Raw genomic sequence first — 22202 nt, forward strand, 5'->3', positions numbered from 1 at the left:
TGGAGGTTCTGGCACCGGACGAACTGGCGTTGGTCCGCGAGTTGGCGACGGCCACCCTCGAAACCTGCGAGGTGGCTCCGGGTGCCGTCGCCCACGACAAAACAAATACCTTGGGGTTCCGGGCCATCACGCCGGGTGGTTATCCGGCGATCTGGATCCAGGACTTCACCATGAATTTTTCCAGCGGTTTGATAGCGCGCGAGGACGGACTCCAGCACTTCCAACTGATCCTGGAAAAGCAAAACGGTCCGGAGCCAAGGGATCTGGGCCGGCAGGTGGTCATACCCGCCCATGCCATCCCCGATCATATCAACGTGGACGGCGCACCGGTGTTCTTTCCCGGCACCTACGATCCATCGGCCAACATGAATGGCGACTGGGGGTTCCGCCCGCCCAGCAACAACCAGTTTGATGTCATCTGGCTCGCCCACATGCTCGCTCGCAGTGGTGATGCCAAAGCGCTGCTGAGCCGCGAGGTGGGCGGGCGCACCGTGTATGAGCGACTGAAGCTGGCGTTTGCCGTGCCGGAGATCGATCCGGCCACACAATTGGTGCGCACCACGGCGGCGCGGCGGGCGGTCGGATTCATTTTCTATGATGCCATCGAGATGACGGGCGACCTCCTGATGGCCTCGCTGATCCGATACCGCGCCGCCCTGCACCTCGCTTGGCTCGCCACCAAGATGGACCAACCGGAAGACGCCAAACATTATGCCGACGTCGCCCAACAGATCCGCTCGCATATCCTGCCGGTCTTTGCCGACACCGACGGCACCCACGGCGGCTGGCTCAAAGCCTCCAACGGCATCTCCGGGCAGTCGGATGTGTGGGGCAGCATCTATGCGATCTATATCGGCGCGGTTGAGGGTGAGGCCCGCGCGGCTTTGCTCAGGACGATTGCGGTGGCGTTGGCCAAGCCCGGAGAGATCGAGTTCGAGGGTGCCCTGCGCCACGTCCCGCTGAGTGGCGACGCCTCGCCGACTACGATGTGGGAGAAAGCTAGACACCCGAAAAACAGGTATATGAACGGTGCCTACTGGCACGTCCCGGTCGGCTGGCTGCTGACCATCCTGCAGCCGGGGCATCCGGAGTTGGCGCAGACTGTTAAGCGGCATTGGCTCGGCCACCTGCGTGAGCAGCAGGGCAAGGTGTGGGAGTGCATCGGCTGGGATGGGCAGGCCAATAAGAACCCGTCGTTCGGTCCATCGATCACCCTGCCGTTAGGCGTTCTGAGCCGCGGGGAACTGCGCGCCGATAGGCTGTCCGCGCTGCACGCCGCCGAGCCCAAGGTCTTCGACATCACGGCCCATGGCGCTAAAGGCGACGGCACGACGTTGAATACGCAGATGATTCAGCAGGCGGTGGATGCCTGTCATGAGGCGGGCGGCGGCGTGGTGAGCGTGCCCAAGGGAGTCTTCCTCACGGGTTCGTTGCGCTTGAAGAGCGGCGTGGTCTTGCGCATCGAGAAGGACGCCATCCTGCGCGGCAGTCCGAAGATCGCCGACTACGCGGTGGAGACGGCGGAGTTGCATTGGTTCGATGCCCAAGACAGTCTAAACATGTTCAAGAGCATCAACACGCAACACCGTCCGGCGCTGATCTACGCGGAAGACGCCGAACAGGTTCGACTAGAAGGTTCGGGTGTCATCGACGGTCAAGGCGGAGTAGCCAGCAAGATTTTCCCGAATAAAGGCGATCCTCAGCGATGCATCCCGATGTTGATCCGCTTCGAGCGTTGCCGCGACGTCAGGCTCAGCGGACTCACGTTGATCGACCCGGCGATGTTCACGACGTTCTTCGCGCGGTGCACGGATATCCAGATCGAGCGCGTCATGGTGCGCAGCCGTGACTCCGCCGCCTACGGCAATGCCTTCGTCCTCGCCGGCTCACGTCGCGTCTCCATCAAGGACTGCGACGCCGACTGCAAAGACGACTGCATTGCGTTGCAGACCTTCCACCCCGACTGGCCCAACGAGGACATCGAGATCAGCGGCTGCCGCCTGACCACCCGTTGGTGCGCCATCCGTATCGGATGCGAGTCCTTCGGCGCGACGCGACGCCTAACGATGCGAGACTGCACGTTCACGGACTGCCAGGGCGGCATCAAGATCGAGTCTTCCGGCGGGCAGACGCACGAAGACCTTTCGTTTTCGAACATCGAGATGACCAAGGTTTGCCAGCCCATCATGGTGCTGGCCTCGCGCTTCGCCTTCAGCAAGCACCACCAGACGCGTCGCCCCCCGATCGGGCAGATACGGAACGTCCGCTTCGATCACATCAAGGCGGTCGTGGGTGACGGCGGAATCTTGCGAAGCAAGAGCGGATGGGAGGCCCCCTACAAGCGATTTTGTTCGGCCGTGGTGTCGGGACCGGGCAGCCGCATTGAGGACATTTCGTTTTCCGACATCGACATCACCTTTCCCGGCGGCGGCACCGCCGAGCAAGCGTCGCGTCTCGACGTGGGCGAGCTGCTCGAAGCCTTTGAGTATCTCAAATGGGCGGTTCCCTTCGACGGCGAACTGCCCGCCTCCGCTCTCTATCTCCGCCACGTCAAAGGCGTGCGTCTGGAGAACGTGCGATTCGCCGTGGAGAAGCCCGACGCCCGCGCCTTCATCGCCGGGGACGACGTGCAAGGCCTGACGCTGCAAGGCGTCGTGGGCCGCGCTCCCGCACCGGTGCCCGGCCTGGCGAAACTCGCCGATGCCAAGGACGTGACCGAGAAGAACTGCCGCGTTGACTGCGGCACATCAGTGCCGGTGCTCATCGCTCCGACGACGGACGAACTGAGCCGTCTCACTGAGCTACGCACGCGTTCCGCCGCACTCGACCGCGAAATCCAGCAGAAGGCCGATCAATTCGATGCGGAGGCCAAAAAGGACTCCAAAACCAAGTAACAACACCTCATCGCATGAAACGCCCCCTCACTCTAACTCTCGCCACCCTGCTGCTCTCGCCGCTGGCCACTCTGCACGCCGCCCCATCTCAAGACTCCCACATCATCATCGCCAGCGAGGCGGGCGCGAGGCTCGACAGTGACGTGACCAAAGGCGGCGGCACCGACGACACGGCACTCATTCAGGGCATCCTCGACCGGGCTCCAAAGCTTGGCACGCTGAAGCTCATCGTGGATGGCCCGATCCTTGTCACGGGACTCAAGGTTCACTCCAACACGACCATCGAATGCTTGAATCGTGCCTGCGGCTTCTACCTCGCGGACAACTCGAATCGCCCGCTCATCGCCAATGCGAGGCCGCAGCCGGAAGGTCGGGCGGATCGAAATCTCTCCTTCCTCGGCGGCACTTATAATGGCAACGCTGAGCACCAGGAACACACGACGAAGGAACACGGCTGGACCACCGCCTTTGCATTGCATGGCGTGGAGCAGGTGCTGTTTCGCGATGTCTCGATCACCAACTCGCGCACCTTTGCGGTGTATCTCACAAACTGGCGGCGCGTGGTGTTTGAGAACATCTACATCAACCTCGATCACATCCCGAAGCAGTCGAATCAGGACGGCATCCACGTTCAGGGACCAGGCGAGTTCCTGAGCATTCGCAATGTGCAGGGTCGCGCTTGGGATGACATGATTGCGTTGAACATTGATGACCTGCTGGGTGATTGGGACAGCGAGGGAAAGTTCGGTCGTGATCCTGCATCCATGAAGCGCTTTGGCAGTGCCGCTGGCATTGGTCCTGTGAGTGATGTGGACATTGATGGCGTTCAGGCCGACGACTGCGCCCAGGTCATCCGCATCCTCTCGCGTGCTTCGCGACTGGATCGCGTTTCGATCCGCAACGTGAAGGGCACCTACCGCGACTTTGGCGTCTGGATCACGCCCTATCTCCGCGAGGGCGGCAACATCGGAAGGCTGGAGTTTGAAAACATCGACCTGCGCCCCGCCGGTCCACGCGCCTATGACTACGTGCCGCCGTTCCTCTTTTGGTTCGCGGGCAAGATGGAGCAGGTGACGCTCAAGAACATCAGCAGCCACGCGCCCATGGACGACCGCCCGCTCGTGTGGATCCAGCCGGATGCGAAGATTGATCGGCTGCGTATCGACGGCTTGAACGTGTATGACCCGCGCAAGGAAATCGGCCACACGCCACTCATCCGCGCTGATGGCCGCATCGCCTTGCTGCAAGTGCGCGATGTCGTCGTGCAACGACCGCAAGCCACCGCGCCCGCTGGTTCCTTGATCGGCACCTCCATGGATCGCTCCGCGCTGAAAGCCTTCATGGATGCGCGGGCTGGCATCGTGACGCCTCCCGGCAAAGGCCGCCGTGGCTGGCCTGAGGGTGTCGGCTACCTCACTTCAAAGCCGCAGATTCAACGTCTCAAGATCACCGATGTCGTTGCTGAAGGCCTCGAGCACGTCCTCGATCATCAAGCCGGATCCATCGAAGCCCTCGACCTCCGTGACCTCTCGATTCCTGCTAGCACTAAAGCCCTTCATCAAAGCGGCGAGGCGAAGATTACCAAAACCCAAGGGGCATCCGCGAAATGAAAACACCCATCATGAACCGAAGACACTTTCTCCAAACTCTCAGCGGCACTGCGCTCACCTTTCCGTGGTTCTCGAACCTCGCGCTACATGGCGCGGAGGCATCGAAGGCTCCACGGCGACTGGTTTGCATCGGGCTGGATTTCGGGGTGCGACCTGAGTCGTTCTTCCCGGCGACACATGGGCCTGAGCTGGAGCTGACGCCTTTGCTCAAGCCTCTGGAGCGCTGGCGGAAGAAGATGACCGTGTTCTCTCAACTGGAGCATCCCGGCGTGCAGGGCGGGCACTATGGCGTGCATGCTTTTCTCAGTGGCGTGCGTCGCGAGCAGGCGGCGGGGTTCAAAGACGGCTGCGTCACGCTCGACCAGCTCGCGGAGGAGCATCTCGGTGGACTGACTCGGTTTCCATCGCTTTGCCTTGGTGTCGGAGCAGGTGATGCGATCTCTTGGACGCGCTCAGGCATCGCGGTGCCGAAGCTGGAGGACCCAGGCACCGCGTTTGACATGCTTTTCAAACCGCAACGCAAGTCAGCAGCAGCGGCGCGGCGTGCGGAGTTGTCGGAGAATGAATCGGTGCTCTCGCTCATTGCTCAAGATGCCAAGCGCGTGGCTCCGCATCTGGATCGATGGGATCGCGAGAAGATGGAGGAGTTCATGGGAGCGATGCGGGACTTCGAGCGAGCGAACGCCTCGAACATGGCGTGGCTCGACAAACCACTGCCTGTGACGGCTGGCCAAAAGCCTGAGTGGAAAAATGAAGGCTGCATGGACCGTGTGCGCGCGAACTTCGATGTCGCGGCGCTGGCGCTGCAGGCGGATGCCACGCGCATCATCACGCTGAACATCGGCGGTGCGTTGCCCGTGACGAACATCCCCGGCATCAATCGCGGCTATCACGATCTCTCCCACAGCGGTCAGGACCCGGACAAGCTGAGGCAATTGCACATCATCGAGTCCGCGCTGATGGCGGAGCTGGATCACTTCCTGGAGCGACTCGCTGCCATGAAAGACATCGGTGGCAGTTCCTTGCTGGACAACACCACCGTGGTCTTCGGCAGTGGCATGGGCAATGCAAGCGCCCACGCGAACACGAACCTTCCCGTGGTGCTCGCTGGCGGAGGCTTCAAGCACGGCCATCATCTCTTCTTCCCAAAGAATGGCCGCCAACAGACACCGCTCTGCAATCTCTTCGTCACGCTGCTCCAGCAAATGGGCATCGAGCGCGACAAGTTCGGATCGAGCAGCGGAAACCTCAATCAATTGCTGGTGTAGTATGCGCTTTCGCCCTTTTACTTTCCTCGTCTTAGCGTCCAGCACGCTCCACGCAGCGGACACAATCTCGCTCAAGCCCGAGGCCTTCCTTTCGCGCTATTGCCTCGACTGCCACGATGGCGATGTGCAAAAGGGTGACCGTCGGCTTGATGATCTGCCTTTGAAGGTCGGCACCGACATTGCCATCGCGGAGCGCTGGCAGGAGGTGCTGCATCAACTTCAACTCGGCGAGATGCCGCCTGCGAAGAAGAAGCAACCCACCGACGATGAGCGCCGGGCTTTGCTCGCCTGGATCGAGGAGCAACTCATTCACGCACAGACCAGCGCTCAAGATCGAGGCGGGCAGGTGGTGCATCGTCGGCTGAGCCGTGCGGAGTATTTGCATACGATGCAGGACCTCTTCGGGTTCGATGGCGACTTCGATCCCACCACCAGCTTCCCAGGTGATGAGGAGCTGGAAGGCTTTCGCAACATCGGCTCCGCCTTGCGCACGTCACGGCATCATTTGGAGCAGTATCTGAAGGCAGCCGATGCGGTGCTGGATCACGCTTACGATCTCGCAGACGTGAAGGGCAAACCCGAGGCCAAGCAATGGAAGGATAGCGCGGACAAAATGCGCGGCCTCAACGATGCCTTCGGGCTGGGTGTCATCAGTGCAGAGAAAGCGAAGGGTCCAGCCTACATTCATCTTAGCCACGGCCTACGAAATCAGGAGCTGATCTTCGACAGCAAGCTTTTCCTCAGCCGCTTGGGCGATACCGGCGTGCCGCATTCCGGTTGGTATGAGGTCGAGGTCGAAGCCACCGCCGCGAACCGTCATCACCCGTATGGCAAGGACCTCATGCTCGGAGGCATGGCACCCTACTACAAAGATATGAAGTCCTACTATGACGAGTCGCAACCCATGCAACTCGGCATCGGCCGACAAGGCGAAGGCATGAAAGGCAATGGCTGGCGACTCATCCCGCCGAACATCATTCACGCCACCGAGCTACCAGATGATCGCTACATCACCGTCCGCGCCCGCATTTGGCTGGATCGCGGCACTGTGCCTTATCTCTCGTGGATCGATGGTCCTCCCAAGGGCACACGCGGCAACTTCATCTCCACTAAGCTCTACAAATACGACCGCAGCGTGCCGAAGATCGAGAGGCACGTCTGGGAAAATCTCGCCCTACGTGCGGAGCGCGACAAGCTCTACCGACACCTCTACCAAGGCCCCGAGGTGCGCGTTCATTACTGGCAAGTCACCGGCCCCATGCGCGATGACAAACCGCATCCCGCCCGCACTCTGCTGTTCGCGAAGATCGCGCCAGATGAAAAACAGATCGAGCCCGAGCGCCTGCAAACCGAACTGCAAGCTCTCGCCAGCCGACTCTTCCGTCACGAGGTGACGGGTGAAGACATCGCCCCGTATGCAAGCGCCGTGCAAAAGCGTCTCGATGGCAAGACACGATTCGCCGACGCCGCGCGGCCTGTCTTCAAAGCGCTGCTTTGTTCCTCGGAGTTTTTGTTTCTTACCGAGTTCACTGAGGACAATCAGACAGGGGGACAATCAGACAAGGAGACCAACGGCCAACCTGTCTCCCCCTCTCCCCATCCCATTGTCTCATTGTCGCCTCATCAAATCGCCACCCGCCTCTCCTACTTCCTCACCGCTGGTCCGCCGGATGACACCCTGCGCTCGATTGCGACCAAAGGCGCTCTCGATACTAAAGCCATCATCACCGTCACCGACCGCCTGCTCGATTCGCCACGCGGGGATCGTTTCCTGCGCCTCTTCACAGAGCAGTGGCTCGGCTTGAACAAACTCGGCACCATGCCGCCCTCGAAAGAAACCTTTCCCGCCTATCACATCGACCGATTGGAGCCCGCGATGCGGGAAGAAACCTGGCGCTTCATCGCCGAACTCATCCGCACGAACAAACCCGTCACCGCGCTCGTCGATGCCGATTTCACCTATCTCAATGCCGGACTCGCGAGGCTCTATGGAATGGATCAGGCATTTGAGGAACAACTCGGGAAACGAGACGACAATGAGACAATCAGACAAGGAGACAATGAGACAACCAGCCCCAAAGATCTTGGCCCGAGCGATAGCAACCCTGTCTCCCCATCTCCCTCTCTCATTGTCTCATTGTCTCCCCATCCCACCGTCTCCCCGTCTGGCCTCTTGCGCGTCAGCCTGCCTGCCGATTCACCAAGGCGTGGATTGCTCGGCCAAGCCAGCATCCTCACCATCACCGCCAACGGCGTCGAGACCTCACCCGTGAAGCGCGGCGTGTGGTTGCTGGAGAAGCTCTTCGGCACACCGCCCAGCCCGCCACCGCCGGATGTGCCGCCCATCGAGCCCGACATCCGCGGAGCCACCACCATTCGCCAGCAGTTGGAGAAACATCGCAACGTGCAGGCCTGCGCTGATTGCCATGCCAAGATCGATCCGCTAGGCTTCGCCATGGAAGCCTACGATCCCATCGGCCACTTCCGCAGCGCCTACCCGAATGGTGCCGCCATCGACACTACCGGCGAGTATCGCGGCCAACCCGTCAACAACCCCGCCGACATCCGCGCCTACCTCACCAAGCACCCTGACCTCCTCGCGCAAAACCTCGCCCATCGCCTCCTCACCTACGCCCTCGGTCGCCCCCTCGGCTTCACCGACCAACCCGCCCTCCGCCGACTGCAAGCGGACTGGAAAGCAAAAGCTTACGCCCTTCGCGAACTCATCCATCTCATCACGACCAACGAGCTGATGCAGCAGCCGTAGATCCTTGCCTTCATGATGATGAGCGATGCAGCCTCGCCACCACCCTCCTGCTCTCGCCTGCCGCCAGCCTGCGTGCCAAACGCGAGCCCGGAGCCCAGGAAGCCATGCTGGAGGCCCTCCGACAGCTCACCGATCCGGTGAGGGCAGACGACAGCCCACGTTGACTCGCTCCTGCGCCTGCGGCATTCTCACCCTATTCATCTGCTCCCCGCCCGACACGCCGCCAGGACTCGGGCGGGGTTATTTTTTTCCCGGACCCGCATGCCAGCACTCGACAGACGGAGCCACGTTGAATACAAGAATGCCTCATGAGTCCCGCCGTCGAACGTATCCGCCAAGAGATCGACCAGCTCGCCCCGGATGAGGTTCGGGAGCTTTTCACCGATCTCCAGCAGGAGTATCCCCTGCCGTTGCTTCAGGTCGAAGAAGCGGCACCCGACCTCTCGAACCTCAGCGAGGCGGACAAGATCAAACTCGAAAGTCTGCGACGTGACATTCAGTTAGCCGCTGACTCCTTGGATCGTGGCGAGGGCAGTGAGATTGATTGGGATGCCAAGCTCGCCGCCCTCCATCTGGCTCACCGTCAGCGGCAGGGCTGAAGACAGCGCCCTCAGCCCTCATGCCGACACCTCCGGCACGTTCGGCATTACCTCGACCACATCGAGCACCGCTCCCGCCCAATCTTGCTCCCGCGCGTGACTACCAAACCAATCACTCAACTAGGCACGGCTAGCCGATTGCACGGTCGGCTTTGTGAATGTGTTTCTCCAGTTCGCCTACTTTGAGACGGAGATGGTCTGCACGGGCTCGCATGGCCGCGAGCATTACTGTCGGCTTGTCACCCATGTGAGCACCCATGCGAACGATCTCCAGTTCATCAGCTTGGGCGTCGAGCTGCATTGCTTGCGCTTCGAGTTCGAGCATGGCGACTTCGGTTTGTCCGCGCATGAGTTGGTTCTGAGTCGCCAATAATCTGTTTTGTTCCTCCACCGTCTTCCTGGAACCCTCCATCTCTTCAAGCTGGCTTAGGAAGTCGGCGCGTTGAAGGCGTATCTGCCGTTGTTGCAGCAAGATGCTGAACACAAGGCCTGCAAAGGCGAGACCTGTGAACAGTGCGTTCACGCTACCAAAGCTATCTCCGTGGGTTCCCTTATCCTCTGCGGGCTTCAACCCTTCCCCGAGGCATTGAGGCACCTTGAGCCAGAGTCCCACGATTGCAGCCGCAATGATGGCTAGCATCAGAAAAGCAAACCATGTTTGATCCAGCGGTGACTTGTGCTCGTTGTTTGCTTTGGGCATAGCTGTGAAGAGTTAAAAGGCCTTCAGCTTGTCGCCGAGGTGGTGTTTGAGGTTCCACTTCTTGGTGGTGTCCAGGGCTAGCTCCAGGCAGATAAAGAAGTGCTCTTTATGCTTCTTGAAGTGGTCCACGGTGGCGGGGTCCAGGTTTTGATCCAGGCAGATGAGGCTTTCCTTGTGCGCATTCTTGGCCAGGAAGACCTCGTTCTTCTTGAACTCGGGGCGCTTCGTCAGCGTGTAGTCCAGCATGAAGCCATTTTTAAGGAGCACTTCATCCAGCACGGTCTCCCGCTCCCATTGGAAGTGGAAGGTGGCTTCCTTGTCCCGGATGTATTGCTTCAGCGCTTCGATGTTCTCCGCCTCCGTCTTGTCCGGGTCTGGCGCGTATTCCACGCGGGGGAAGTTGGACTTGGCAAGCTTGAAGACTTTGAAGCCGAGGGAGTCGGCAAGTTGTCGCTTCTCATCATTGGGCAGCAGGTCGGCGGCGGCCTTCTGCTCGCGGGCGATGACGCGCTTCGCTCGTTCGATGGTGATGTCGCTGATCTTTTTGAATCCCGCCTTGTGCGCGGGGGAACTGGCATCCGTGAGTTCAGGAAGCTGCACTAAGATGAACTGCCGATTGCCGCCATCGGCCTTGTTGAGTTCCATCACGGCCTGCGCCGTGGTGCCGCTGCCGCCGAAGAAGTCGAGGATGAGATCATTCTTCTGAGTGGTTAGCCCGAAGAAGTCTCCAAGCACTTCTTTATCCTTCGGAAAATCGAACATCCCTTTGCCGACGAGTGATTCGACTTCCAACGTTCCGGCGCGTCCGTCCCGATAGAAGACCGAGGCGAATGGTTCCGATTGCACCTCGAACAGGTAGGTCTTGCGGCAAGGAATCGTCGTCTCGTCTGGGCCGAAGTGAATACGTGGCGGGTCTTGTGCGAGCGCATCGGTGGTTCGCTCCTCATCCCAGCGCCAGCCCGTGGATGGCTTCGCGCAGGGCTTCTTCGTCACCGGGTGAATGATGTCGTGACGAGGGCGAGACTCGCGACCGTCATCCGGTCCTGCGAAGTCAGCGGCAAAATACAATCCGCGCTTGTCCGACCAGCGGTAATGCTGATGGGCGCGGCGCGGGTCAGCCTTCGATAGCGAGGAATACCATGCCCGGATTTCTTCTTGAATCGCTTCGTGGGATTCCTCGCCCATCTTGGCGCGGATCTCGTCATACTTTGCGAGAACCTCATCCACGCCGGGCTTTTTCCTGCGCCATACGCCGTTATCCAACGCGTGTTCGCGATCTCTCACATAGACGACCGCGTATTCATGGTTACGCGCGACGAGCTTGGCATCACCCTTCTTCGATTTCTGCCAGACCAAGACGCCTGCAAAGTTTTCCTCGCCGAACACCTCGTCCATGACTCTCCGCATGTTCTGCACTTCATTGTCATCAATGCTGACAAAGATAACTCCATCTGGTTTCAACAGATACCGAGCCACCAGCAATCGGCTGTGCATCATTGAGAGCCAGTTGGAGTGGAAACGGCCATCGCTGTCGGTGTTGGTGTCCACCTTCACCCCGTCCTCGGTGACGCCGGTTTGCTCCCAGTAGGGCTTTTGGCCTTCGGCGAAGCGGTCGGAATAGACGAAGTCTTTCCCCGTGTTGTAGGGCGGGTCGATGTAGATGCACTTGATGCGCTCCCGGTAGGCGCTGGAGAGGAGCTTGAGGACTTCCAAGTTCTCACCCTCGATGATCATGTTCCCGCCCGCCTTCTCGGGGTTCACGGAGCGTGCTTTGTCATAGACGAGTGCGGCGCGGCTGGGAGTGAAGGCCTCGCGCTTGCTGGCGGTCTTCCCATACCAGCGGAAGTCATAGCGCTCGGTCTCGGAGACGAGAGCGGGATCGACGACCTTCTTGAGTTCATCCACGTTCAGCCTGCCTTCATTGGTGAAGAGATCGGGGAAGAGCTGCTTCAGCGTGGCGAGGCGCTCAGCGTTGCGGTCCGGGCTGAGCGGGAGGTAGTCGGTGAGTTTCTCGGCGGGTTCGCTCATGGTTGGGGAACTTTGGATTTGAAGTCGGTCTGGTAATCTTTCACGGGCGCGATGTAGGGGCGGTAGTCGAGCTTGGCCTCGATGCCGAGGGCTTCGAAGTGCTTGAGCGCACACTTGATCTTCCAGCGCTCGGAGTCGGTGAGGGCTTTGCGGTCGTCGATGTTGCTCGTGCTCTTGGTCTCGATGACGAAGTAATATTCTTTTTCATCGCCAGACCGCAGGTGACGGCGTTTCAGCACGAGACCGAAGTCTGGCTCATAATACTGGCCAATGGGGGTGGGGATGCGGTAGCACTTCGGCAGCTTCAGGAAGCACACGACTTCGTTGTCAGCCTCGGCGGATTTCGTGAACCCACGCTCAATGCTGCTGCTGTAGGGCACGCCGTCGTAAACGCCCCGGTTCGGAGTGTGCTCCACAGGCAGGAAAGTCTCGATCACGGTCTCAAACTCAGTGAGAGGAATGCTGTCACCCGTGGGGTGGTAGCTGAGGGTGCGAAGCATCTCGTCCAGCTCGATGTCGCGGATGAGCGCACAGGCAGCGGCCAGGAACTTGGGAGGATTCTTGGCAGCGGCGGCGAAGTTTTCGATGCCGCTGACGATCTCATACGCGGTCGGGTAAGAGAGGGCGGTGTTCTCGCTGAGTTCCTCCACCAAATCAAAGGGGGTAAACATGGCGCGGAGCTTCTCTGTCTCGCGGCCCATCTCCTCGCTGCCGATGGATTGGGCGGAAACGCTCTTGATGCGGGTGAGCACGACTTCCGCCTCGTAGTCGCCGATGACGAGCTTGTTCAGTGCTTCGATGGAGCGAGCGACCACTTGCTCCTCATCAAAGGCCACCGTGTAGTCCGTCTTGCGGGCGAGCCGCTGCCAGAAGGCTTTGAAGGCAGCGGACTCGAAATGCTTGGTGCGGGTGATCTTGTTTTTGGCATCTGCGCCTTTGTGCTTCTTCCGCAGCGGGCTGGCGGCGGTGCCGGTGCCGTAGATGTCCTTGATCTGCTCCTGATACTGCGCGGCAAAGGTCTCGTAGGTTTCGTTGGGGACGATGGTGAGGAGGTTGGTTTCATCTCCTTCCTTCACATCGGGAGCATCATAGATGCGCTGTCCCGTTTGATTGCGGCAGATGCGCAGGCCGCGCCCGAGTTCCTGGCGTTTCTTCACGTCGCTGTAGGATTCATTGAGCGTGGCAATGTTGAAGATGTTGGGATTGTCCCAGCCCACTCCGAGGGCGGAGTGGGAGAAGATGAACTCGCGGGGATTGGCCATGTCCAGCAGGGCGCGTTTGTCGCGGAGGATCTCGTCAAAGATCTTCTTGTTCTTGAGCATGGCGTTTTCGCTGTCGGTGTATTCATCACCGCCGGTTTTGGCGAAATAGTAGCCTTGGCATTCCTCGATCTGAGCGGCGGTGGCTTCAGTCTTGTAGAACTCGCGGTGAAGCGCGGCGTATTCCTCACGGAAGAGGATACGGATGAGACCCTGATCGCGGACGTAGTTGTCCACCTTGTCGATGAAGATGAGCGAGAGGCACTTGATGCCCTGCGCGGCGAGGATGGGTTTCTTTTGGAAGTGGCGGCGGATGAGCCACTGGAGCTGCTGGCGGAACAGGCCGGATACGTCGCCATTGCGCTCCTTGAGGATGAGTTCGACGCCGTTGGAGAACTTGAGGTGGTGCTTCTGGTCATGCAGGCTCTTCCAGATGCGCTCGATGGTGTAGTCGCGGTAACTGATGTTGCCGGATTTGTCACCGAGGTTATCCCCAGCTTTCAGCCAGTTGGTGTCCTTCCATTTGAATCCATCGCCATTCTGCCGCCAGACACTGAGCTTGGCCTTGATGCCGGTGGGCTTGGCCTGCACGTCAGAGAACTCGATTTTAAGCGTGGCTTCGTCGTTCTTCTCGGCCACGGAGAGGACTTCGATCTTCTTCACCAGCCCGTCTCGGTAGGCGTCGAAGGGCGTGAGGCGATAAAGGAGGTTTTTCACCACCTTATGCGTGGCGGAGTAGCGGAGCTTCACCAGCGGATCAAGCGTGGCGAGGCGGGCGACGGCGTTGTCCGTGTCCATGCCTTCCTGCGGCTCGTCCATGATGATGACGGGGCGGCACTTGCCGAGAGCCTGGAGGAAGGTGAGGCCCATGAAGGAGTCGTCTCGGCCTTGCTGATTGATGATGCGGTCATCGGAAGTGATGGACTGGATGGTCATCACCATGATCTGCGGCTGCGTGTCCTCAATGAAGTGCTTCAGGCGGGATAGCTTGCTACTGTCATACTCGAAGCAGGCAGGCGTAAAGCCGTAGCGGTCAGCCAAGGGCTTTTTGAAGTCCTCGACTGATTGAAGCACGCCTTCTTTAATGGCGATGGAAGGGACGAGGATGATGAACTTCGTGAGCTGATATTCTTTGTGCAGCTCGTAGGCGGTGCGGAGATAGACCAGCGTCTTTCCGGTGCCCGTCTCCATCTCAATGCAGATGTCAGGATCAGGACAGAGTTTGGCTTCCTCCTCGGAAATGCCATTCTCCGTCAGGATGACCTTCTTGTTTTCAAGAAGCTGCTCGGGCGTGAGGTCGGTGATATTGGCCTGAATGCCGAAGAGGTTTGAGTTATCAAAAGTGTTCTTCACCTGCCCATTGAGCACGCCAACAACCGCCGCGATGGCACGGCGTTGGTATTCCAAGTCTTCGAGGTCAATCTGCATGGTTTGAGGTCAGGGGTTGGCATGTGCCATCCAGCAACGTGAAGCACTTCTAAGCCGCTGTCACAATTTTTACCTTCGTAAGCGATCTTACCGCGAAAAAACCATTGCCAAAACGCGGGCAATTCCGGCACAATCCGCACCTCGAATCGCCTCATCGCCGTGCCGGGTGGCCGGAGTGAAGCGGGGCGTTTGAGAGCAACCTGCACGGGTCCCCTTCACGGGGCGGTGCCATGCCTGCTTCGGCTGATGACTACGTTCGCTCGCTCAACCAACGCATCGGGGCAGAAGTCAGGGAGCGGCGTGAGGCGTTGGGGCTGAGCGCCTACACACTCGCCAAGGCCGCAGGCGTGACCGACCAGACGATCCTGAACATCGAGCAGGGCCTGTGCCCGAACGGGGCGTGGAGCGGCACGCTGATGCGCATCGCCGTGCGCTTTGGCACGACTTACTCGGAGCTGGTAGCCGCAGCGGAGAGGCGGAAGGACTGAAGAGGAGGAGACTTGGAGACTTGGAGACTTGGAGACTTGGAGACTTGGAGACGAGGAGACGAGGAGTCTCCAAGTCTGGCCTTTCTCCCGATTTCCAAGTCTGGCCTCGGGCTAGCCAAATCCTTTTGGCTAACGGGTTTTCGGGCGTGGGCAGAGAATGGGCGGCGAAATCGAACCCATCCTGCCATGATGCTCTGTTTTCCAACCCGCAGCCGCCTGAGCGCCCCCAACGGGCTGTTTTCGCCCTTGGGAGGCGATTTCGAGGGCCCAAAGGCGCTTTTCGACCGGTTTTCGCCGCTTTTGGCCTCCAAATGGGCCGCCCCATTTCGTCCGGGGTGCTCCCTCCGGCGTCCGGGGTGGTCCATGGACGGCGCGGGGTGCCCCATCCCCGGCGGAGGGAAGACCCCGTCCGCCGCAGGGACGCCGCTCCGCCCGGCGGGGTGCTCCATCGCCGCCGGAGGGACGCCCCTCCCCAGCGCGGGGTGCTCCAGCCATCGTCCGGGGTGCCGCCCCCTTTCCCGGAGGGAAGACCCCGCCGCGCGGAGGGAAGACCCCGCAGCCGGGACTGACCCCCCCGCGAGGCGCGGGTCTGGCACCCAACCAAGCACCAGGAACCAAGAACCGAGAACAGGGAACCGCGAACCGCGAACCTCACCGCCATGAACTGGGACCAAAGCACCTGGGACAGCGGCTTTTGGGACCAGCCGTCCGACTATTTCAACCCACCCAAACCATCGAACAACCGCACCAAAATGAAACGCACCAACTACTACCCCAGCCGCATCGGCGACCAGGTGAACTGGCTCGACAACTACAGCGTGAAACTCCCCATCCACGGCCCCACGCTCGGCGTGGCGGCGGGCGATGTGACCGCGAGCGTGAACGACGCGAAATACGGCAACTACGTCCTCGGCACCTGGCTCAGCGCCGTGCGCAACTTCTCCCCCAGCACCACGGATGCGGTGGATGATGTGCTCACGGGGGAAGGCGCGGCCAACGTGGTGCTGCCCACCTTTGTCACCCCTGCGCTGCCTGCGGGCGTCACCGCGGTGCCGCCCGGCGTGCTCACGCGCATCTTTGCCCTGATCGCGAAGATGAAGCTCAGCTCGAACTACACCGACGCCATCGGCACCGACCTGGGCATCATCGGCAGCGAAGCGACCGAGAAGGCGCTGCCGAAATTCAGCGCGGACCTCGTGCAAGGCGCGGGCTGCCAGTGCGTGAAGCTGACCTTCTCCAAATACGGCCACATGGGCGTGTACATCGAAGGCAAGCGCGGCACCGGCATCTGGGAGCTGCTGGGCATCGACACCGAAAGCCCCTACATGGACGAGCGCCCGCTTCTCGTCGCAGGACAACCCGAGGTGCGCGAATACCGCATGCGCTTCTGGGACAAAGGCACGCCGAATGGCGACTGGACCGATGTGGTGAAGGTGACGGTGAGCCCGTGACCAAGCCAGACAAGGAGATGGGGAGACGATGAGACAAGGAGACTGGCTCATCGCTCCCGCATCGGCCTTTGGCACCGTCTCCTCCTTTCCAAGTCTCCGAGTCTCATTGTCTTTTGAACCGCCATGCCCTTCGATCCCACCAAACCCGCGAACAACTCGCCGAACTCATCGGCAGAGATGCGCAGCCAACTGACCTCGCTCAATGCTGACATCCAGCAGCGGGCGACGATCAACGACCTCAACAACGCCATCGCGAACGCCTTGGCCCAAACGAGCGCCAACAGCAACGGCGTCGGCACCATGGGCCAGAGTGCCGATGGCAGCTACCAGCAGTGGCAGATGCAGATGCTCTTCGACAAGCTGGATGAGCTGATCAACGCGCTGCGGCGGTAGAAGGCATCTGGATTCGCGTGTCTTCAGTAGAGCAGGCCGAAGGAGACAGCCCCGAGCATCACCGCGTTCGCGCCGAGATGTATGCCAACTCACGCGGCTGAAAGGTGATGGAAATCGATGACCTCGCCGGTGTCAGCGGAAAAAGTGTCGCCGAGCATCCCGAAGCCAAGCGCATGATGGCCGACGTGAAGCGCGGGCACATCCAGGCGCTTGTTTTCTCGAAACTTGCCCGCCTGACCCGCAATGCGAAAGAGCTGATGGAGTTCAGCGACTTCTTCCAAGTTCATCAGGCAGACTTGGTTTCTCTGAGCGAGAGCATCGACACCAGTTCCCCAGCCGGTCGGCTCTTTTTCAACCTCGTCGGCTGTATGGCTCAATGGGAGCGCGAAGAGATCACCGACCGGATCAAAAGCTCGGTCCTCGTCCGGGCCAAGATGGGCAAGCCCCTCAGTGGCAAGGCTCCCTACGGCTATATGTGGAAGGACAAAAAGCTCGTCGTGAACTCGGAGGAAGCCCCCATTCGTCGGCTGATCTACGAGCTGTTTGACGAGCACAAGCGCATCAAAGCGGTGGCCCGAATGCTCAACCAGCGCGGATACCGCACCCGGAACCAGAAGAAATGGTCGGACACCGCCGTCCGCTTCCAGCTTCGCGATCCTACGCCCAAGGGAATCCACCGCCGGAACTACACCACCAACAACGGCGGGAAGAAGCTCGTCAACAAACCGGAGAGCGAGCACATCTTCAACGAAGTGGAGGCCATCGTCTCCGCCGAGCTATGGGAACGCTGCAATGCCCATTTGGATGCCCGCTACATGAAGCGCGAGCGCAGGCCATCCAAACTGCCAGCGCACATTTTCAGCGGCTTCGTGACCTGCCACTGCGGAGCCAAGATGTATGTCCCGATGCGCACCCCAAAATACACCTGCCAGAAGTGCCGCAACAACATCGCCTGCCAGGACTTGGAGGAGATTTTTATGGAGGAGGTCAAAGGCTACCTCGTAAAACCCGAGAACGTCCAAGCCTACCTCAAGAAGGCGGGAAATGCCCTTTCGGAAAAGCAGACTCTCCTCGCCCAACGGCAAAAGGAAGCCGAGAAGCTGACTCAGGACACCGAGCGCATGCTCCGACTCTACCTGGACGGCAACATCGGAGCTGAGGACTTCAAGAAGTTCAACCAGCCCCTCAGCGACCAACGCAGCCAGCTCGATGAAGAACTGGCCCGGCTTCAATCCGAGGTCGATGTTCTCAAGGTCGACAACCTCTCAAGTGAACAGATGGTAGCCGAAGCCCTCGACCTGCACTCCCGCTGGCCTGAAATGACCTTGGAGGAAAAGCGACGTGTAGCTGAACTGATGGTCAGAACCATTGTTGTCGGGGACGGCGAGATCGAGTTCAACCTCGTGCAGCTTCCCAGCTATCAAGAATTCACAAATTGGCAAAATACGTATCTTCGTGCGAATACGGCGGGGCGCAGCAGCAGAGGAATCGAAGGGTCTGCGCGGCGGTGATTTGATGCCAGGCTCCGGGTGGAATGAGGATGGCGTCGCCGGAAGCCACAGGACGCTCTTCGCCGTCGATCTCCATGGTCCCCTGCCCTTCGAGGATGAAGTAAAACTCCTCACTGAGCTTGTGATAGTGGCGTTCGGTCGGTTGGCCAACGGGGACGGTGGCTTCAGCGAGGCTTTGGTTCTGCACTGGGGCGTTCGTGCGGTCGAGGATGCTGCGGATGGTGCTGCCGTCTTTCGTGGTGAAGGGCGTTTGCGCGGAAAGCGGGTTGATGGTCATGCGCGGACTGTGTTACTGCTGGCCTCACTTATGGCGAATGGATTTCCTCTCGAAAACTGCCGCGCGGTCATCACCGGAGCCTCTTCCGGGCTTGGCGCGGAGTTTGCTCGGCAACTGGCTCCGCATGCGGACTTGCTCGTGCTGGTTGCGCGGCGTGCTGATGCACTGGAGGAGGTTAAAAAGGGGCTGGCGGGGCAAAAAACGCGGATTTTTTGCTGCGCGGCTGATCTAGCGACGGATTCGGGCCGTGTCGCAGTGCTGGAGTTTCTCGATGCGAACGGTTTGAAGCCGAACCTCCTTGTCAACAACGCGGGGATGGGTGATTACGGCTGCTTTGCGAGCTCTAGCACGGACAAGACGCGGGCGCAGATCGAGTTGAACATCACGACGCTGACGATGCTGACGCATGCGATGCTGCCGCGTCTGGAAAAGCCGGCGGGTGTGCTGAACGTGAGCTCGCTGGCAGGCACGCTGCCGATGCCGAACCTCGCGGTGTATGGGGCATCGAAGGCATATGTGACGAGCTTTTCCGAGGCGCTGACGGTGGAGTTGGCACCGCAAAGCATCACGGTGTCCTGCGTGTGCCCAGGACCTACGCCGACTAACTTCAGCAAGACTGCGCGGAGGCCTGACGGCACGGATACGAACCGCGAGGGCCAGGAGCTGCTGCGCATCCCGCCCTCCAGGGTGGTGAGCGAGGCACTGCATGCGCTGAGGACGGCGAGAAGCTGTGTTTATCCCGGCACCGGCGTTTCCATCGCCTCGCGCGTCTTTCGTCTGATGCCGCGCTCGCTCATGCGCATGATATTGCGCCGACGGCATGCAAAGGAATCATGATTGCGCGATCACGGCGGAAGGATTTAGAGTCCGCGCGTGCGCTGTCCTGCCTGCCGAGCCCCCGCGATGGAAAATGACGCTGCCTGCCGGCAGTGTGGCTTTTCGCTGGAGGCGGCGGACCGGGCATTTGGCATCGCTCCGGCGTTGCAGGGCCCTGTGGCGGATGTCGCCGGAGTGCTGGGATCTTTTGCCCGGCAGCGCGTGATGCGTGTGATCGCGCAGGTGGAGCGGCGGTTCCCTCAACTCGCCATCGCGGCGGTGCTGATGGATGTGCCGCAGCAGGCGCCGCTGGTGCCTTACGCGTTCTGGATCTTCAACCGCAGCCAACTTTCCAGCGCGGTCGAAAAAGGCGGGGAGAACAGGCTGGTGATGCTGCTGATCGACACGAACACGGACCGTGCGATCGCAATGGTCGGCTACGGACTGGAACCATTCATCCAGGAGGTGCCGCTGCAATCCTGCCTGCAGGCGGCGTTGCAACCGCTGCAACGCGGACGCCACGCGCAGGCCATCGAGTCTTTCACGCGGGAGCTGGACCGGCAGCTGTGTGAACTGTGCCGCCAGGTGCCGAAACAATTCGGCCTGGCAGAGGATTCACAATGGCTGGATGCCAGCGCGCCGGAAGAAGAGGCCGTCGGCCTCGCGGAGAGCTTTTACTGACCCACATCATGATGAAACGCCGGCATATTCTTCACCTTGGCCTGTTGAGCACGGGTTCCGCGCTGCTGCCCGCCGCTGAATTTTTGCCGCAAAGCACGACTTTCATCGGAGCCGACAGGTTTCAACAGATCGTGGCCCGCGCTCTGGCGGAAAACTGGGCCGGGCTGCCGATGGGCGAACGCGTGGCTCGCTTCGGGCTGGCGATGCGGGGGACGAAGTATGTCGCATGGACGCTGGAGATCGATGATCGTGTGGAATCCCCCTCTGCAAACTTCAACGGGCTGGATTGCTGGACGTTTTTCGAGACCGCGCTCGGTCTGGCGCGCATGATCGCGAAAAGGCAGCGCAGCTACACGCCCTCCGACCTGCTGCAGCAGATTGAGTGGACGCGATATCGCGGCGGGGTCTGCAACGGAAACTATCTGGACCGCATTCACTATCTGGATGAGTGGTTCACGGACAACGCGGCGCGCGGAAACATCCGCAATGTGACCGGCAGCGTCGGACCGTTGGTGCGGCTGACAGGCCGGGCGAATGACGAGATGTCGTTGAATCCAAGGCTCTATCGTTACCTGCAGGCGAACCCCGCTCTGGTGCCCGCCCTGAGCCGGATCGAGAAGCAATTGGAACGCGTGCCGTTTGATTTCATACCGAAGGCGCAGGTGGCGGGCTGCGAGCCGCGCATCCGGAGCGGCGACATTCTCGGCATTGTGACAAACCGCCCGCATGTGTTCTGCTCACATGTCGGCCTGGCCGTGCGCATGGAGGATGGCGTGTGCCGATTCATGCATGCGTCAGCCACTCAGAAAAGAGTTATCGTGGACAAGTCCGTCCACGAATACCTGAATGCATTCAAAAGCCACGCGGGGATCGTCGTGGGCAGGCCGGTTTGACACCGCCCGCCCATCACCGGCCCCTTACTTGTCGAAGAACGAGTCCTCTTCGCGGTCACCGACCTTTAGATAGCGGTAGAACACCTCGAGTTGCAGAGTGCAGAGGCACTGGCGGTAGATTTCATCCGCGGCGTCTCCAGCGGGCCAGTTGGGTCGGCCGCGTTTGAAGGAGCCATCGGGCTGCTGGGCGCTGAGGATCTGCGGGAGGAACTGCTGGTTGTAGAACTTCCAATCGTCGCCGCCCTGCTGGAAGAACGCCTGGGTGTAGTAGTACCAGCAGTACAGATTGCAGTTCTTGTTCCAGTCGAGCGGTTCGGCGGTGATGAAGTCGCGCAGGAACTTGATGCCTTTCTTGATGGGTGTGGTCTTGCCCTTGGCCATCGTCTGCAGGCCGAGGATGCCGACACCGGAGAGAGACCACTGGTTGTAGTGGGCGTCACGGTTGGCATTACCAAAGCCACCGTCCTTGGTCTGTTTGTCCTCGAGATATTTGGTCATCTTGGTGATGGCACCGTGAAGACCATCAATCTTGAGGCTGGTGTTCTTGGCGGCCTTAAGCGCCTGGAACTGCCAGCCGGCCACGGAAAGGTCCTCACGGCTTTTTTTGCCGGCATAGAAACCTGTCTCAGTATCATAGACCCAGCTTCCGCTGTCCTGCTGGTTGTCGATGATGATCTTCACGCCTTGCTCAAAGGCTTCACGCATGCCGGGAAGGGACTTGGAGCCAAGACGGGCCAGCGTGTACATCTCTCCGAGCGCATAAGTCGCGATGCCATGCTCGTACACCGGCGCGTTGCCTTTGGTTCCCTGGCTGAAGAGCTTGTTCTTGTTCGCCTTCTGCGTTTCGATGAGGAACATGATGCCCTTCATCACATTGTCGCCAAAGAACGGAGACTCCGGCGTCTCGCAGCGGCCCAGGTAGCACAGCAGCGCGAGACCGGTCATGGCACACTTGTTGGTGCGGCCCCAGGAGCCGTCGGCGTTCTGCTTGCCCTTCAGCCACTCCAGCGACGCGCTCACCGCCGCCTCACACTCCGGCGTGCCGCCATTCTGACGCAGCTTCTCCAGGCGCTCCTGCGTCGAGCAGCGGCTCCTCATCGACGGTGGCAAAGTCACAAAACCCGCCGCTCCGCCCATCC

Annotated in this window: 17 protein-coding genes; 12 read left to right on the forward strand and 5 right to left on the reverse strand. The window is 60.2% G+C overall.

Going from position 1 to position 22202, the window contains the following annotated elements:
* Positions 1 to 41 precede the first annotated feature (41 nt).
* The 5 genes from ACILSE_RS22630 (at position 42) to ACILSE_RS22650 (ending at position 9138) form a co-directional block, all read left to right on the forward strand.
* Positions 42 to 2894: a glycoside hydrolase family 28 protein gene (locus tag ACILSE_RS22630; RefSeq protein WP_395719718.1), complete on the forward strand. Its 2853-nt coding sequence runs from the start codon at positions 42 to 44 to the stop codon at positions 2892 to 2894.
* A 14-nt stretch (positions 2895 to 2908) separates the two neighbouring features.
* A complete protein-coding gene (locus ACILSE_RS22635) occupies positions 2909 to 4504 on the forward strand; it encodes a hypothetical protein (protein ID WP_395719719.1) in 1596 nt (531 codons plus the stop codon).
* 11 nt (positions 4505 to 4515) lie between these two features.
* Entirely contained in the window at positions 4516 to 5772 is a 1257-nt protein-coding gene (locus tag ACILSE_RS22640) for a DUF1552 domain-containing protein (RefSeq protein WP_395719720.1), read from the forward strand.
* Position 5773: 1 nt separating this feature from the next.
* On the forward strand, positions 5774 to 8539 hold the full coding sequence (locus tag ACILSE_RS22645; protein ID WP_395719721.1) for a DUF1592 domain-containing protein: 2766 nt from the start codon (positions 5774 to 5776) through the stop codon (positions 8537 to 8539).
* A 308-nt stretch (positions 8540 to 8847) separates the two neighbouring features.
* On the forward strand, positions 8848 to 9138 hold the full coding sequence (locus ACILSE_RS22650; RefSeq protein WP_395719722.1) for a hypothetical protein: 291 nt from the start codon (positions 8848 to 8850) through the stop codon (positions 9136 to 9138).
* A gap of 130 nt (positions 9139 to 9268) precedes the next feature.
* Here the strand turns inward: ACILSE_RS22650 and ACILSE_RS22655 are convergent, their stop codons facing one another.
* Genes ACILSE_RS22655 through ACILSE_RS22665 form a run of 3 tightly spaced genes read right to left on the reverse strand, consistent with a single transcriptional unit; the run spans position 9269 to position 14553 of the window.
* Positions 9269 to 9838, reverse strand: a complete 570-nt coding sequence (locus ACILSE_RS22655; RefSeq protein WP_395719723.1) for a hypothetical protein — start codon at positions 9836 to 9838, stop codon at positions 9269 to 9271.
* 12 nt (positions 9839 to 9850) lie between these two features.
* Entirely contained in the window at positions 9851 to 11866 is a 2016-nt protein-coding gene (locus tag ACILSE_RS22660) for a site-specific DNA-methyltransferase (protein WP_395719724.1), read from the reverse strand.
* Positions 11863 to 14553, reverse strand: a complete 2691-nt coding sequence (locus tag ACILSE_RS22665) for a DEAD/DEAH box helicase family protein (RefSeq protein WP_395719725.1) — start codon at positions 14551 to 14553, stop codon at positions 11863 to 11865. Before ACILSE_RS22665 ends, ACILSE_RS22660 begins: the two co-directional genes overlap by 4 nt.
* A gap of 230 nt (positions 14554 to 14783) precedes the next feature.
* On the opposite strand from ACILSE_RS22665, the gene ACILSE_RS22670 reads away from it, so the two are divergent.
* From ACILSE_RS22670 to ACILSE_RS22685, 4 genes are all read left to right on the forward strand, one after another.
* Positions 14784 to 15041 (forward strand): helix-turn-helix domain-containing protein, encoded by a 258-nt coding sequence (locus tag ACILSE_RS22670; protein WP_395719726.1) that lies wholly within the window; start codon positions 14784 to 14786, stop codon positions 15039 to 15041.
* Between the two features lie 659 nt (positions 15042 to 15700).
* Positions 15701 to 16492, forward strand: coding sequence for a hypothetical protein (locus tag ACILSE_RS22675; protein ID WP_395719727.1), 792 nt, complete (start codon positions 15701 to 15703; stop codon positions 16490 to 16492).
* A gap of 123 nt (positions 16493 to 16615) precedes the next feature.
* The gene (locus tag ACILSE_RS22680; RefSeq protein WP_395719728.1) at positions 16616 to 16885 is read left to right on the forward strand and encodes a hypothetical protein; all 270 of its coding nucleotides are present in this window, start codon (positions 16616 to 16618) and stop codon (positions 16883 to 16885) included.
* A gap of 107 nt (positions 16886 to 16992) precedes the next feature.
* Complete coding sequence (locus ACILSE_RS22685; protein WP_395719729.1) at positions 16993 to 18396, forward strand: recombinase family protein; 1404 nt, start codon at positions 16993 to 16995, stop codon at positions 18394 to 18396.
* On the opposite strand, the gene ACILSE_RS22690 is transcribed toward ACILSE_RS22685, so the two are convergent.
* Positions 18314 to 18673, reverse strand: a complete 360-nt coding sequence (locus ACILSE_RS22690; protein WP_395719730.1) for a cupin domain-containing protein — start codon at positions 18671 to 18673, stop codon at positions 18314 to 18316. The two genes, ACILSE_RS22685 and ACILSE_RS22690, sit on opposite strands and share 83 nt — an antisense overlap.
* A gap of 30 nt (positions 18674 to 18703) precedes the next feature.
* Between ACILSE_RS22690 and ACILSE_RS22695 the strand changes: the two genes are divergently transcribed.
* The 3 genes from ACILSE_RS22695 (at position 18704) to ACILSE_RS22705 (ending at position 21063) form a co-directional block, all read left to right on the forward strand.
* Complete coding sequence (locus ACILSE_RS22695) at positions 18704 to 19510, forward strand: SDR family NAD(P)-dependent oxidoreductase (RefSeq protein WP_395719731.1); 807 nt, start codon at positions 18704 to 18706, stop codon at positions 19508 to 19510.
* A gap of 156 nt (positions 19511 to 19666) precedes the next feature.
* Entirely contained in the window at positions 19667 to 20170 is a 504-nt protein-coding gene (locus ACILSE_RS22700) for a TPM domain-containing protein (protein ID WP_395719732.1), read from the forward strand.
* 8 nt (positions 20171 to 20178) lie between these two features.
* The gene (locus ACILSE_RS22705; protein WP_395719733.1) at positions 20179 to 21063 is read left to right on the forward strand and encodes an N-acetylmuramoyl-L-alanine amidase-like domain-containing protein; all 885 of its coding nucleotides are present in this window, start codon (positions 20179 to 20181) and stop codon (positions 21061 to 21063) included.
* Positions 21064 to 21087: 24 nt separating this feature from the next.
* Here ACILSE_RS22705 and ACILSE_RS22710 read toward each other — a convergent pair.
* Positions 21088 to 22202 (reverse strand): prenyltransferase/squalene oxidase repeat-containing protein (locus tag ACILSE_RS22710; RefSeq protein WP_395719734.1); only part of this gene is annotated, 1115 nt, incomplete at its 5' end.

Origin of the sequence: Prosthecobacter sp., assembly GCF_044236155.1 — a bacterium.
Taxonomy (GTDB): domain Bacteria; phylum Verrucomicrobiota; class Verrucomicrobiia; order Verrucomicrobiales; family Verrucomicrobiaceae; genus Prosthecobacter.